Source organism: Vibrio sp. EA2, assembly GCF_033042495.1.
Lineage (GTDB): Bacteria > Pseudomonadota > Gammaproteobacteria > Enterobacterales > Vibrionaceae > Vibrio.
In genome coordinates this window covers 133,286-147,025 of record NZ_JAWLID010000011.1, presented here as the reverse complement: position 1 = coordinate 147,025, position 13,740 = coordinate 133,286, and the positions used below count along the sequence as shown (strand labels likewise).

11 protein-coding genes are annotated in these 13,740 nt (G+C 45.7%); 5 read left to right on the top strand and 6 right to left on the bottom strand.

Going from position 1 to position 13,740, the window contains the following annotated elements:
• Nucleotides 1-68: 68 nt before the first annotated feature.
• The 5 genes from RXX31_RS19285 to RXX31_RS19265 all read right to left on the bottom strand — a co-directional run bounded on the left by RXX31_RS19285 (nucleotide 69) and on the right by RXX31_RS19265 (nucleotide 6,236).
• The gene (locus RXX31_RS19285; protein ID WP_317591319.1) at nucleotides 69-1,868 is read right to left on the bottom strand and encodes a long-chain fatty acid--CoA ligase; all 1,800 of its coding nucleotides are present in this window, start codon (nucleotides 1,866-1,868) and stop codon (nucleotides 69-71) included.
• 321 nt (nucleotides 1,869-2,189) lie between these two features.
• Nucleotides 2,190-3,149 (bottom strand): transcriptional regulator LeuO, encoded by a 960-nt coding sequence (leuO, locus tag RXX31_RS19280; RefSeq protein WP_317591318.1) that lies wholly within the window; start codon nucleotides 3,147-3,149, stop codon nucleotides 2,190-2,192.
• 528 nt (nucleotides 3,150-3,677) lie between these two features.
• Nucleotides 3,678-4,724 carry an MJ1255/VC2487 family glycosyltransferase gene (locus RXX31_RS19275; protein WP_317591317.1) on the bottom strand — a complete coding sequence of 349 codons (1,047 nt, stop codon included), beginning with the start codon at nucleotides 4,722-4,724 and terminating at the stop codon, nucleotides 3,678-3,680.
• Nucleotides 4,725-4,727: 3 nt separating this feature from the next.
• Nucleotides 4,728-5,276, bottom strand: a complete 549-nt coding sequence (locus RXX31_RS19270) for a phosphatase PAP2 family protein (RefSeq protein WP_317591316.1) — start codon at nucleotides 5,274-5,276, stop codon at nucleotides 4,728-4,730.
• Between the two features lie 183 nt (nucleotides 5,277-5,459).
• Complete coding sequence (locus tag RXX31_RS19265) at nucleotides 5,460-6,236, bottom strand: SH3 domain-containing protein (protein WP_317591315.1); 777 nt, start codon at nucleotides 6,234-6,236, stop codon at nucleotides 5,460-5,462.
• A 657-nt stretch (nucleotides 6,237-6,893) separates the two neighbouring features.
• Here RXX31_RS19265 and leuA point away from each other — a divergent pair.
• The 5 genes from leuA to RXX31_RS19240 all read left to right on the top strand — a co-directional run bounded on the left by leuA (nucleotide 6,894) and on the right by RXX31_RS19240 (nucleotide 12,617).
• Nucleotides 6,894-8,441 carry a 2-isopropylmalate synthase gene (gene leuA / locus RXX31_RS19260; RefSeq protein WP_317591314.1) on the top strand — a complete coding sequence of 516 codons (1,548 nt, stop codon included), beginning with the start codon at nucleotides 6,894-6,896 and terminating at the stop codon, nucleotides 8,439-8,441.
• Nucleotides 8,442-8,522: 81 nt separating this feature from the next.
• Entirely contained in the window at nucleotides 8,523-9,614 is a 1,092-nt protein-coding gene (leuB, locus tag RXX31_RS19255) for a 3-isopropylmalate dehydrogenase (protein ID WP_317591313.1), read from the top strand.
• Nucleotides 9,615-9,687: 73 nt separating this feature from the next.
• On the top strand, nucleotides 9,688-11,088 hold the full coding sequence (gene leuC / locus RXX31_RS19250; RefSeq protein WP_317591312.1) for a 3-isopropylmalate dehydratase large subunit: 1,401 nt from the start codon (nucleotides 9,688-9,690) through the stop codon (nucleotides 11,086-11,088).
• A gap of 11 nt (nucleotides 11,089-11,099) precedes the next feature.
• Nucleotides 11,100-11,702 carry a 3-isopropylmalate dehydratase small subunit gene (gene leuD / locus RXX31_RS19245; RefSeq protein WP_014230723.1) on the top strand — a complete coding sequence of 201 codons (603 nt, stop codon included), beginning with the start codon at nucleotides 11,100-11,102 and terminating at the stop codon, nucleotides 11,700-11,702.
• A gap of 132 nt (nucleotides 11,703-11,834) precedes the next feature.
• A complete protein-coding gene (locus RXX31_RS19240; RefSeq protein ID WP_317591338.1) occupies nucleotides 11,835-12,617 on the top strand; it encodes a DUF547 domain-containing protein in 783 nt (260 codons plus the stop codon).
• Between the two features lie 107 nt (nucleotides 12,618-12,724).
• Here RXX31_RS19240 and djlA read toward each other — a convergent pair whose 3' ends face one another.
• A complete protein-coding gene (gene djlA, locus RXX31_RS19235; RefSeq protein ID WP_317591311.1) occupies nucleotides 12,725-13,585 on the bottom strand; it encodes a co-chaperone DjlA in 861 nt (286 codons plus the stop codon).
• Between the last annotated feature and the right edge of the window lie 155 nt (nucleotides 13,586-13,740).

Genomic DNA, 13,740 nt, shown 5'->3' with positions numbered 1-13,740 from the left:
ACGAGCTTGAGACACCTCTGGGGATTTATTGATCAATTTGAAATCTAAACGAGTTCAAGTAAGTGGAACTAATGCTTTTCCTTGTACATTTCTTCGATTTCATCCTGGTATTTATCATTGATAACTTTACGACGAAGTTTTTGTGTCGGTGTCAGCTCGCCATCGTCCATAGAGAAAGCCTTTGGCAGCAGTTTGAATTTCTTCACTTGTTCAAACTTAGCCAACTCTTTTTGCAGTTCATTGACTCGTTTTTCGAGCATTTCTACGACTTGGTGATGTTTAATCAGCTCAACACGATCGTGATAAGCAATATTCAGCTCTTTGGCATACTCTTCCAACGAATCAAAACACGGAACGATCAATGCTGAAACGAATTTGCGTGTATCAGCGATAACCGCAATCTGCTCAATAAAGTGATCTTTACCAATAGCCCCTTCGATCATCTGCGGCGCAATGTACTTACCACCCGAGGTTTTCATCAGCTCTTTAATACGATCGGTGATAAAAAGGTTGCCGTTTTCATCAATATGACCCGCATCACCGGTTTTCAGGAAACCATGCTCATCAAAAGTCTTCTCGGTTTCTTCTGGCATTTTGTAGTAGCCACGCATGACCATAGGGCCACGAACCAAAATTTCGTTGTTTGTGCCGATTTTCACTTGTGCACCCGGCATTGATGAACCGATAGAATCAGGATCAAAACAGTGATCATTCCAACACGATACGGTCGCCGTGGTTTCTGTCATACCGTAACCTAACTTAACGTTAATGCCCATCGCATGGAAAAAGCGTCCAATGGTTTCATCCAACTTAGCGCCACCACAAGGCATGAAGTTAATACGTCCACCTAATAGCGCACGTAGCTTACTCAGTACCAGTTTATCAGCCAGAGCATGACACTTGCGCAGGACTAAAGAAGGCTTGCGCTTTTCCTGATGGCAAACCGCCATTTTTGCTCCCATGTTAACCGCCCAGGTGAACATGATCTTACGGTGAATTGGTGCACGAGAGACCTTCTCATGAATCGCAGAAAAGATTTTCTCGTAGAAGCGCGGGACCGCACACATCACCGTTGGACGAACCTGACTGAGCGCGTCTCGCACTTGCGCTGTATCTTTGAGGTAGCAGTTAGTCGCGCCTTTATAAAGGACATAGAATGTCCACGCTCTCTCGAACACATGAGACAGTGGCAGGAAACACAGCGAAACATCATCTTGCGATAAGCTTAGGCGTTGGTCGTGACCTTCAAGCTGTGCTGCAATGTTAGCGTAATCCAGCATTACACCTTTAGGTTGCCCTGTGGTACCAGAGGTATAAATCAGGGTAAGTAAATCATCTTCACGAGCCTGTGCAAGACGGGAGTCTAGCTCTTCTTGATATCCGGCACTGCCTTTAGCGACAAAGTCCTTCCACGAGATGACAAATGAATGATCGCCAAGCTCAATATCGTCAGACATGGCAACAATGAGCTCTAGCTGACTACACTGGTCGAAGATACTCACTGCTGCATCGAATTGCGGCTGCTCTCCGACAAACAGAGCTTTCACATCTGCATTGTCGAGGATATACGCCGACTGCGCAGCCGTATTGGTTGGATAAATAGGTACTGTCACACTGCGTACTTGCAGTGCGGCAATATCCGCGATAGTCCATTGCGGCATGTTATTTGAGAAAATGCCGATCTTGTCTTGAACTCTCAATCCCTGAGCCAAAAGTGCAAGCGACAGTTCATCCACTTGCTGACCAAATTGCTGCCAGGTAATACCTTGCCACTCACTGCCCACTTTATGTTTAAGAGCGATGCGAGTATCACCTTTCGCAATTTGTTCACGAATACGTTTAACAATATGAAAATCTAATTTGGCCATTTTTACTTACCTTTGGCTTACAGGTGTAAGCTAATTTTGCGAGCAAGTGTACTCACAGGATGGCAAAACGCAACTGACGAACATCAAACTTCTCTTTATTAAGAGAGCGGCTTCACTATTGATGATTAACCAGCCCCTTGATGCGCTGATAGCAAAGTACGTAACCTTCTGTTTATCTTCGTCATTACAAAAATAAAAAGCCCCGAAAGAGTGTACCTTCCGGGGCCATGTAATTGTAAAATTTGATGAGTTTTTGAGGGAACTTTCACCCGCTCAACGCGACCACCAGGAGCAAAGTCATCCAGTAGGCCATGTTCTCATTTATTTTTGTGCGATAACTTCGCCACAGATCATCATCAGTTGATCACGAAGCCAGATGTGGCCTTTGTCCTTCTCACTAGACTCATGCCAGCTCAGGAAGCCACTGATTTCTTGGCTTTCAAATGGCAGTTCCAGAATTTGTAACTGATCGCTGTTGACCGCATTTTCAGCGATCCAACGCGGAGCTATCGTCACCAACTCAGATTGGCTCACCACGTAAAGCAAGTTGCTAAGGCTTGAACCTTCATAAGCAGCCTGACAATCAAGTTCACGATAAGCTTGCTCAGAGAAGCTACGTTGACCATGTACTTTTGATAGTTTTGCATGCTTCTCGTTAATCAGCTGATCTGCCGATACCATGCCTTGAATGCGTGGATGACTTTTAGCTGCAATCACAACCAGTTCATCTTTAAAGATCTCTGTACTTGAAAAGCCTTGCTCATCAAAGCGAGCGTAGTCGATCACAAAGTCTATCTCTTGGTAACGCATGCGCTCCGACAGAAGACGATCAAATTCCGCATCTAAATGAAGCTGAACGCTTGGTGCCTGTTGCTCCACTTTAGACATAATCTTGGGTGCAAAACGTAAATCACATGGGCTACAAATAGCCAGTTTAAATAAACGCGTTGAAGATTCCGGTTGGAATACTGAACTTGGCAGTTCATTGCGGATTAATTGCAGTGCCTGACGGATAGGACCAAATAGCTGACGTGCACGTTGGGTTGGCTGAATACCTCGGCCCTGACGCATAAAAAGTTCGTCATTAAACATCACTTTTAAGCGTGCCACTGCGTTACTTACCGCAGGTTGAGACATACCTAAGTTGTGCGCTGCACGAGTAATATTTTGCTCCTGCATGACGGCATCAAATACCGTTAACAGGTTTAAATCTACACCACGTAAAGTAGTTTCCATACGGTAGCTAGCAATTGCGCTCATCGCGTCTTTCTTATCTAACATTGAGTGCGCCTCTTTTGTAATCGTCAATTTGGTTCAATGAATTCATAGCGAATAGAATCCCATCTCGCACAAAAGACGGCGGCTGGATTCGAATCTTGTCACGAATAGAAAACCTAATTTTTATTATATTTATAGTCCGTATAGTTCCGGCTCGAACCGTACTATCAACTAATTGGTTAGGGTTTCGCAACTAGATTGACAATTAATCAGTTAATTTTAGTCACGAACTTATTTATTCATTAATAATCAATCATTTGATGAAAATATAAAAAAATATAAAACGACTAAAAACGCGCCTATTTAGCCCATGAATGATATTTTTAGCGGTGACGAGAATCAGCTGCGAACTCATTCACTAAGAATATGAATGAATTTTTTAAGAGAAACACAATCAATAACCTGAGCAACCAGGTGAAGAACAGTCGAAAAGCGATAATAACACAAGTGAATAAAAATTATAAAAATACAGTTAAAAATGCAGCGCGTATTTCTCTACGGCTGCACTTAAAAATGCGTAGTACTGACTGATTAGAGATTAGATACGTAACTCGGGAAGTCCACTTGCTCCCATAATTGTTTAGACAACGTTTCCTGCGAATCCCAGGCACCTTGCAACACCCAATCAACGATCGCCTGTGCCACATCCGGGTACTTAACGCTCTCCACTTGTTGTTCCTTCAACCAATGACGTACCGCCGAGATATCTAAGCTGTCCATCGAGGAGGCGAGTCCTAAATCTTCAAGCGTTGCGACATTGCTCTGCTGCTCAAATTGCCCCGCTAATGGTTTCAACAGCAACTTCTTGCCAAGAGAAAGTGCCTCAGATGGCAGCTCAAAACCACCATTGGCGATCACGCCACAACAACGATGCAAGTGATACTGAAAATTGGTATGGCACAATGGACGCAACTCAATATTCTCAACAACTTCAATTTCTAGCACATCAGGGTGATAACAGATAAATGATTGCTGATTGAAGTGGAACAATAAGTCAGCAATATCCTCTATAGACTCAAAGGGCAGATAAACCAGAACAAAATTATCGCTCTGCTGTTGGCTGTCCAAGGTATGAATAATCGGAGGCAGTATAGGCTGGTCGAAATGGTACCAATGTAATCCCAAATGATGTTGCGATGGTGCAAAGTGTTCAATCACTGATTTATCCAGCCAGCTTGCGCCTTTAAGCGGAACAGGATAACGGAAGGCGTTCTGATGACTGATGCCGATACATGGCTTGTTCTGCTTACGGGCAGCCCATGCCGTCACAGGTTCAAAATCATTAATCACCAGATCATAAGTAGAGAGGTCTAACTGATTCACTTCTTTAAAAAACTGAATCAAATTGTTGTTAAGTGCCGTTTTTGCGTAGTTTACCGCTCCCTTTTCGGTCACAAAAGTGAGCCCTCGACGCGTTTGATAGTTGCCAAACGCTTCCATCGAAAAGTACTTGTTTGGATCACGACCTGAAAATAGGAAGTCAACCTGCACATCACGCATTTCAAATGCTTTGCTCATGGCTCTGGCACGAGCAATATGCCCATTCCCGGTGCCTTGCACACCGTATAGAATTTTCATCAATTACACTCCGATCATTGCAATAGCGAGCCCACCGCACAGACTTCCCAACAGCGCACCTATAATGATGTCCGTAAAAAAGTGCACCCCAAGAAAAATACGCGCAGATCCGATCAAGCTAGCCCAGAAAAAAGCGGCAAACCCTAATTGTGGGTAGAAGTGATCAATCAACGTTGCCATCACAAAAGCGGCTGCGGTATGTCCAGAAGGTAAACTGTAGCGATCAGAAGGGGTAATAAAAGCGGGTAACAAAGCACTCAGTTCTTCAGGACGGCGACGCTTAAAGCTGTTTTTCAGCGTCCAATAGATAGGCAGTTCGATGGCAAATGCCAGCAACCCCGCAAGCAGAAACCACAAGCCCTGCTCTTTATCCAGATACCACGCTAGCAGACCAAGGACTAAGTAAAGATGGCCATCGCCGCTGTGTGAAATCCCTTTGCTAATATTTGCTACTTGCTGATTAAAGCGGTGCTGCAGACAAACGCTAGAAAGTGCTAAGTCAAACTTAGCAATAACCGTGATTGGCTGAATAATTGTCTCTATCGTTCTCATATGACCTTCCCTCACTTTGACAACGCCTTGTATGCAAACTAGGCGCTTTTAGTGACAGCCAAATGACGGGAAGTTGGACAATTAATGACAGGTGTTACATTAATGCGAGGCACTCACCCTCAAAGCGACAACCTAGCTGCCTTGTTACAAGCATCACTGTGACGCATTTGAGAGTGATGAACGTTAGGCTGGCGGCGAGTCGATATACCAGACCTTTCTCTTCTTACGACACGCTCGTAAAGCGCCAGTGGTAAATTCATCATCTTTGCTCAACTCATAACTGAGCACACGACAGGTATAGCTTCCCTGCAGCTTGTAATGAGTTTCATAGCTTGGGTCTGTTAGCTTCGCTGACGCCAGTAATGGGTTTGGTGGCGTGGAAAGAATGTCACGCTCTCCGACATTACTCCGCGCATAATCTTTCTGGAGATAGCCTTTGATCACACCTCGTTGCTCGACGAGATACCAAGGCCGATCCGCGACTTTAGCAACAACATTAAACACTTCACCTTTATTAATCTGGCTCAGCTCTTCCCCATCCTGACCGGGCTTGGAGCGTAAGTGCAGAGTCGACTTTGATCGATACGGAACATCCATAAACTCTAAGTTATGGTAAACCTCAACCCCCTCTTCCATGGGCCTGACGCCTTCCGCCTGATACCATTGGTTTGGTTGCACCCGAATCTTCCACCACGCATACGTTTCAGGATCTTTACCTTTAAACTTGTCTCGATTATCGGATTCCAGAGCCACCAACATCTGGTTTAAAAAATACTCTCGTCCTTCATAACTTAAGTACATATCCATTTGATCACGGATCACGGCAACAACCTGAGCATGATCATTGGCAACGACCAGCGGAACGCTCTGATTTGTGTGTGATTGAAACAGCTGACAACCAGATAAGCTGATCAATGTTAATGCTAGTGCTGAACATCCAAATTGTTTTGCTTTAGCCATTAATCCCCTGCCTTTTATTCCTTTCACCTAGTGTAGTGCTACCTCAAAAAACTGAACCTGGATGTACTAATTCCTATCGCTTAATTATGTTATCTGTGTCCTTCCCGCGAGCCCTAGCGAGACTAAGAACCGAATTCTGCAACAGGCTGTGAGGCGTACACCTCGTGTCCAACTCAAGATAGACTATAAACTCTATCTATCGATTCTCAGCCAACAATTCAATCCTTGTCTCGATAGCTTGTAAGCCTGATCCCTCTATTGCCTTATTAGCCTCAATATCACGTGATCTTTATCGAGAGTTTGAAGTCGTCACCATAACCTCTTTCACCTCACTTTTTACTGGTATCAGCCCCCCGCTTTGCAAATCACTCATCCGATATGAATAAAAAATCGACTTTGGGGTTGACGCAGTTAATGGAGTGCGGTACTAATTTGTTAACTCAATTTTGTGGAAAGCTTAACAACTATGTCAGCTCATTTTTCTCTCCTGCTTAGCCTCCTCCTGATCGTGACCAGTTCGCGCGGGTAGGCTGTGGAAGAAAAATAACCACACCAAGTTCTAAGAACCCGCATGCAAGTGCGGGTTTTTTTATACCTAAATACCGGAAGTAAACGATTAACTCACACAAATGTGTAGAAATCATTAAGGAAGCAAACATGAACGATCAGGTCATTATATTCGACACCACCTTGCGTGATGGCGAGCAAGCGTTGTCAGCAAGCTTGACGGTTAAAGAAAAACTGCAAATTGCCTATGCGCTGGAACGGCTGGGCGTTGATGTCATCGAAGCAGGTTTCCCAATCTCTTCTCCGGGTGATTTCGAGTCTGTACAGACGATCGCTAAAAACGTTAAAAACAGCCGAATCTGTGCTCTTTCGCGTGCCGTTGCAAAAGACATCGATGCTGCTGCAGAAGCGTTGAAAGTGGCGGATCAGTTCCGTATTCACACATTTTTGGCCACATCGACCATTCACGTTGAAGACAAGTTACGCCGCAGCTATGACGATGTGTTAGAAATGGCTGTCAATGCGGTAAAACATGCACGTAACTACACAGACGATGTTGAGTTTTCTTGTGAAGATGCCGGTCGTACCCCTATCGACAACCTATGTCGCATGGTTGAAGCAGCAATCAATGCAGGTGCAACGACGGTCAACATTCCAGATACTGTTGGCTACACCATCCCAAGCGAGTTTGGTGGTATTATTGAAACCCTATTTAACCGTGTTCCAAACATCGATAAAGCCATCATTTCTGTTCACTGTCATGATGACCTAGGTATGTCCGTTGCTAACTCTATAGCTGCAGTTCAGGCTGGTGCGCGTCAGATCGAAGGTACGATAAATGGCATCGGCGAACGAGCGGGTAACTGCTCTCTTGAAGAAGTCGCGATGATCATCAAAACGCGTGAAGAGTTAATGGGTGTTCGAACCGGTCTCAAACACGATGAAATCCACCGCACCAGTAAGTTGGTTAGCCAACTATGTAACATGCCTATCCAGAGCAATAAAGCGATTGTGGGTGCAAACGCATTCAGCCACTCTTCAGGTATCCATCAAGATGGCATGCTTAAGAACAAAAACACCTACGAGATCATGACCCCTGAGTCTATTGGTCTTAAGAACCAAGCGCTTAACTTGACCAGCCGCAGTGGTCGTGCCGCAGTGAAGAGCCACATGGATACCATGGGTTACAAAGAGGATGAGTACAACCTTGATGCACTGTACGCAGACTTCTTGAAACTGGCTGACCGCAAAGGCCAGGTCTTCGATTACGATCTAGAAGCATTAATGCACTTCTCTAACTTGCGTGAAGAAGACGATTTCTACAAATTAAACTACTTGAGCGTACAATCAGGCAGCGTGATGGCAACCACCAGCGTTAAGATGCAATGTGGTGATGAAGAAATGTGTGAAGCGGCAGTCGGTAATGGTCCAGTAGATGCGCTATACCAATGTATCTACCGCGTGACGGGTTACGATATCGTGCTAGACAAGTTCGACCTGACTGCAAAAGGTGAAGGCGAAGATGGCTTAGGTCAGGCAGATATCATCGCAAACTATAAAGGTCGTAAGTACCACGGAACGGGTGTATCAACAGATATAGTCGAAGCTTCTGGTCAGGCACTATTGCACGTAATCAACAGTATTCACCGTGCAGACAAGATTGCCGAAATCAAGCAAAAGAAAATCGCTACTGTTTAATCGCTGACGTTGCTTCCGAGCTCACAACAGAATAACTTCGTTATAAAATTTAGCTAAAAATTACAAATTTAAAGGATTAACATGACAGACAAATCATACAAAATTGCCGTTCTACCTGGTGACGGTATTGGCCCTGAGGTGATGACACAAGCACATAAAGTGCTGGATGCCATCGAGAAAAAGCATGGCCTGTCTTTTGAACGTGATGAACACGATGTAGGCGGTATTGCTATTGATAATCATGGCTGTCCACTTCCTGAAACAACGGTAAAAGCGTGTGAAGAGTCTGATGCAGTTCTATTTGGCTCAGTAGGTGGTCCTAAATGGGAACACCTACCACCAAACGATCAACCAGAACGCGGCGCGTTGCTTCCACTACGTAAACACTTCCAATTGTTCTGTAACCTGCGTCCAGCACAGATTCACAATGGTTTAGAAGCATTTTCTCCACTTCGTGCTGATATCTCTGAGCGTGGTTTTGACATTGTGGTAGTTCGCGAACTGACTGGCGGTATCTACTTCGGCCAACCAAAAGGTCGTGAAGGCGAAGGCGCAACAGAGAAAGCCTTTGATACCGAGGTTTACCACCGCTTTGAGATCGAGCGTATCGCTAAAATTGCCTTTGAATCTGCACGTCTACGTCGTAAGAAAGTCTGCTCTATCGATAAAGCGAACGTCCTGCAGAGCTCTATCCTATGGCGTGAAGTGGTAGAAGAGATCGCGAAAGACTACCCAGATGTCGAGCTTTCTCACATGTACATCGACAACGCCACCATGCAGTTAATCAAAGATCCAGCGCAGTTCGACGTAATGCTATGCTCAAACATCTTCGGTGATATCATCTCGGACGAATGTGCAATGATCACAGGCTCAATGGGCATGCTACCTTCAGCAAGCCTGAACGAAAGCAAATTTGGTCTGTACGAGCCAGCTGGCGGCAGTGCACCTGATATCGCAGGTAAAAACATTGCTAACCCAGTGGCGCAAATTCTTTCTGCTGCACTTATGTTACGCTACAGCCTGGGTGAAGAAGACGCGGCACAAGATATCGAAGCCGCCGTATCGAAAGCGCTGTCTGCTGGCGAGCTAACCGCTGACCTGGCAAGCGACAAGCCGGCGCTGACCACTTCAGAGATGGGTGACAAGATCGCAGAATACATCTTGAACTCATAACTCAAAATAAGTTGATAATAATTATTCGCACCTGATAAGCCGTTATCAGGTGCAATACACAGGATTAGTGATAATGGGCAAAACACTTTACGAGAAAGTCTACGACGCACACGTTGCTGTCGAAGCGGAAGGGGAAAACCCGATTCTTTATATTGATCGTCACTTGGTACACGAAGTTACCTCTCCACAGGCTTTTGATGGCTTACGTGAAAAGGGTCGTCCAGTACGTCAGGTAAGCAAAACGTTCGCAACGATGGACCACAACGTTTCGACCACGACCAAAGACATCAATGCTTCAGGCGAGATGGCACGTATCCAGATGGAAACGCTAGCGAAAAACTGCGAAGAATTTGGTGTCACCCTTTACGACCTAAACCACAAGTATCAAGGCATTGTCCACGTTATGGGCCCTGAGCTAGGCATTACTCTGCCAGGCATGACCATTGTTTGTGGTGACTCTCACACAGCAACACACGGTGCGTTCGGTTCACTGGCTTTCGGTATCGGTACTTCTGAAGTGGAACACGTATTAGCGACTCAAACGCTAAAACAAGCACGTGCGAAAACGATGAAAATCGAAGTGAAAGGTAAAGTCGCTCCAGGCATTACAGCAAAAGATATCGTACTGGCGATCATCGGCAAAACGACAGCGGCGGGTGGTACTGGCTACGTGGTTGAGTTCTGCGGTGAAGCGATTTCGGACCTTTCAATGGAAGGCCGTATGACGGTATGTAACATGGCTATCGAATTAGGCGCGAAAGCGGGTCTGATAGCACCGGATGAAACCACATTCGAATACATCAAAGGCCGTAAATTCTCACCACAAGGTGCAGATTTTGACGCAGCGGTTGAATACTGGAAAACACTGAAAACTGACGATGATGCTGAATTTGATGCCGTAGTAACGCTAGACGCGGCGGACATCAAACCGCAGGTAACTTGGGGTACCAACCCAGGTCAGGTTATCGCCGTTGACCAACCGATTCCTTCACCAGAAAGTTTTTCAGACCCAGTGGAAAAAGCATCGGCCGCAAAAGCGCTGGCTTACATGGGGCTAGAAGCTGGTAAGTCACTGGCAGATTACCCAGTTGATAAAGTGTTTGTTGGTTCTTGTACTAACTCACGTATTGAAGACATGCGCGCAGCAGCAGCGGTTGCTAAAGGTCGCAAAGTTGCGTCACACGTTCAGGCATTGATTGTTCCTGGCTCTGAGCAAGTGAAGGCACAAGCGGAAGCAGAAGGCTTGGATGTCATCTTTAAAGAAGCGGGCTTTGAATGGCGTCTGCCAGGCTGTTCAATGTGTCTCGCGATGAACAACGACCGCTTAGGCCCTCAGGAGCGTTGTGCGTCGACTTCAAACCGTAACTTTGAAGGTCGTCAAGGCCGTGATGGTCGTACCCACTTGGTTAGCCCAGCAATGGCTGCAGCGGCGGCTATCGCGGGTCACTTTGTTGATATTCGTGAACTAGATTAAGGAAAGAACAGATGTCAGGTTTTAAACAACACAAAGGCTTAGTTGTTCCTCTAGATGCAGCGAACGTTGATACTGATGCCATCATACCAAAACAGTTCCTGCAAAAGGTGTCTCGCCTGGGTTTCGGTAAACACCTATTCCATGACTGGCGCTTCCTTGATGACGCAGGTGAACAGCCAAACCCTGAGTTTGTGATGAACGCACCACGTTACCAAGGTGCTTCCATCCTACTTGCACGTGAAAACTTCGGTTGTGGCTCTTCTCGTGAGCACGCACCTTGGGCGTTAGCCGATTACGGCATTAAAGCGATGATCGCACCAAGCTTTGCGGATATCTTCTACGGCAACTCAATCAACAACCAAATGGTGCCAGTGCGTCTGACTGAGCAAGAAGTTGATGAACTGTTCCAATACGTTGAAGCAAATGAAGGTGCACAGATCGAAGTGGATCTGGAAGCGAATAAAGTACGTGCCAATGGCAAAGAGTACGATTTTGAAATCGATGAGTTCCGTCGTCACTGTCTACTGAATGGTTTGGACAACATCGGCTTGACACTACAGCACGAAGATAAAATTGCGGAATATGAAGCGAATATTCCAAGCTTCCTGCGCTAAGACGCTTTAGTCAATAAACAAGTAAAAGGCTGACCATTGTCAGCCTTTTTCATTTTTTCGCGTCGATAAAAGTAAGAAAACCAACACTAAGCCGGTCTACACTAACTACAAACTCTAACCAACGGTATCGCTATCATGCGTTTCTTACTGCTGCTTTGCTCCCTATTTTCTTTTTCCGTTTTCTCCGCTCCTAAAGCCGACCTATGGCCATATTGGAACCACTCCAATGAGGCCAGCCAAACACAGATCTCTCATCAAGAGTGGCAACAATTACTCGACCGCTATCTTGTCACTCAGGGGCAAAACACGCTATTTCGCTACCGCGCCGTTCCGGCAGCAGACAAAGCGAAACTCAAACAATACATTCAGCGCCTGGCCAAACTCGATCCTTTGCAATACCGCAAAGCTGAGCAATATGCTTACTGGGTAAACCTGTACAACGCCATCACGGTCGATCTGATATTGGATAATTACCCGATAAAATCGATCACCAAGCTAGGAGGGCTGTTTAGTTTTGGCCCGTGGGATGAAGACGTCGTTGTTATCAACAGTAAAAAACTGACCCTAAATGACATTGAGCACCGAATTCTTCGACCAATCTGGCAAGATCCAAGAACCCATTACGCAGTTAACTGTGCAAGCCTGGGCTGCCCGAACTTGCAAGCTCAGGCGTTTACCGCTGACAACACACAGACCTTGTTAGACACCGCAGCGAAAACATTTATTAACAGCCCAAAAGGCGTTTTGATCCAAGGTGATACGGCGCGAATTTCATCGATTTATGATTGGTTTGCAGAGGACTTTGGAGGTGAGAAGAACGTGTTTAGTCACATCAGGCAATACGCCCCACAATACAACAGTTTTTCTGGACGGGTGAAATACGACTACGATTGGAGTTTGAATCAAGCTAACTGATTTCACTGAATGGACAGTTTGAATAGCTTTGAGTTACCTGTAACCCAAAAACTCAAAAAGGGCACCAAGTGCCCTTTTTACTTTCATCTCTGATAGAACTAAAAAGATTACTTAAAGCCTTTTACTTTCTTAATCAGATCATAAGCATTTTGAATTTCTTGCGATTTTTCTTTGGCGACGTTCATCATTTCTGGCGGCAGGCCTTTCGCCATCAGTTTGTCTGGGTGATGTTCGTTCATCAGCTTACGGTAAGCACGCTTAACCGTTTTGCTGTCGGCATCCGCTGAAACATCGAGGATTTCATACGCATCCGCTAACTGATCGGCTTGAGACGCTTGCTGCCACCCAGCACCAGACGACTGATACTGGCCTTGATGCTGACCGTGAAAACCGCCCTGATGCTGGAAGCGGAATGCGGCTTCTTGCATGTGCAGACGACGCTCGAGCTGCTCAGAAGAGAACCCTAATGCTTGGGCAATTTTGTGAAGTACATTACGTTCACTTGGGTGAATCTCACCATCCGCAAACGCTGCAGAAATTTGCAGCTCCAAGAAGAATTGCAGCAGGTCGAAACGACCCGCAGTTGATATCTTAACCCTAAGCAGCACCTCTTCCAGCGGGAAATCACTTTCCTTACCGTCACGAAATGCGTCTTGCGCTGCACGGCGCTGTTCACCATGCAGGTTCATGCGGTCCATCATAGCGGACGCAAGCTGAATCTCTTCTTTAGTGACCTGGCCTTTCGATTTTGCCACGTGTCCCATGACCGCAAAGGCCGCTTTGAAAAATTCTTCCTGACGTTGCGCCTGACTCGGTCCTTTGCCGAACCCACCAGTAGAGAACCCCGCCTGACTCAAACGGCGTGCTTTATCAAACTGATGGCCAACAAATAAGCCAAATAGCAAGCCGAGTGGCCCGCCAAGTAACAAACCAAAAAAGGCACCTAATATTTTGCCAAAAATATGCATTATGTGTTCTCTATCAATGAATTTTTATCGACGAAAGCGGTCTTATAGTGCCGTATGCAACGATTTCCTTTATGATAATGGAATTAGTTTTATTTCGGCTAGGCCATTCGCCTGCTTATCTTTGCAGCTACTTTATCTCGATTATGCCACAGCGA

What these genes read in the sequence shown, in the direction of transcription:
- djlA (WP_317591311.1), bottom strand. Translation starts at nt 13,585, where the DNA reads ATGCATATTTTTGGCAAAATATTAGGTGCCTTTTTTGGTTTGTTACTT.
- RXX31_RS19275 (WP_317591317.1), bottom strand. Translation starts at nt 4,724, where the DNA reads ATGAAAATTCTATACGGTGTGCAAGGCACCGGGAATGGGCATATTGCT.
- leuO (WP_317591318.1), bottom strand. Translation starts at nt 3,149, where the DNA reads ATGTTAGATAAGAAAGACGCGATGAGCGCAATTGCTAGCTACCGTATG.
- leuA (WP_317591314.1), top strand. Translation starts at nt 6,894, where the DNA reads ATGAACGATCAGGTCATTATATTCGACACCACCTTGCGTGATGGCGAG.
- leuC (WP_317591312.1), top strand. Translation starts at nt 9,688, where the DNA reads ATGGGCAAAACACTTTACGAGAAAGTCTACGACGCACACGTTGCTGTC.
- RXX31_RS19270 (WP_317591316.1), bottom strand. Translation starts at nt 5,276, where the DNA reads ATGAGAACGATAGAGACAATTATTCAGCCAATCACGGTTATTGCTAAG.
- leuD (WP_014230723.1), top strand. Translation starts at nt 11,100, where the DNA reads ATGTCAGGTTTTAAACAACACAAAGGCTTAGTTGTTCCTCTAGATGCA.
- RXX31_RS19265 (WP_317591315.1), bottom strand. Translation starts at nt 6,236, where the DNA reads ATGGCTAAAGCAAAACAATTTGGATGTTCAGCACTAGCATTAACATTG.
- RXX31_RS19285 (WP_317591319.1), bottom strand. Translation starts at nt 1,868, where the DNA reads ATGGCCAAATTAGATTTTCATATTGTTAAACGTATTCGTGAACAAATT.
- leuB (WP_317591313.1), top strand. Translation starts at nt 8,523, where the DNA reads ATGACAGACAAATCATACAAAATTGCCGTTCTACCTGGTGACGGTATT.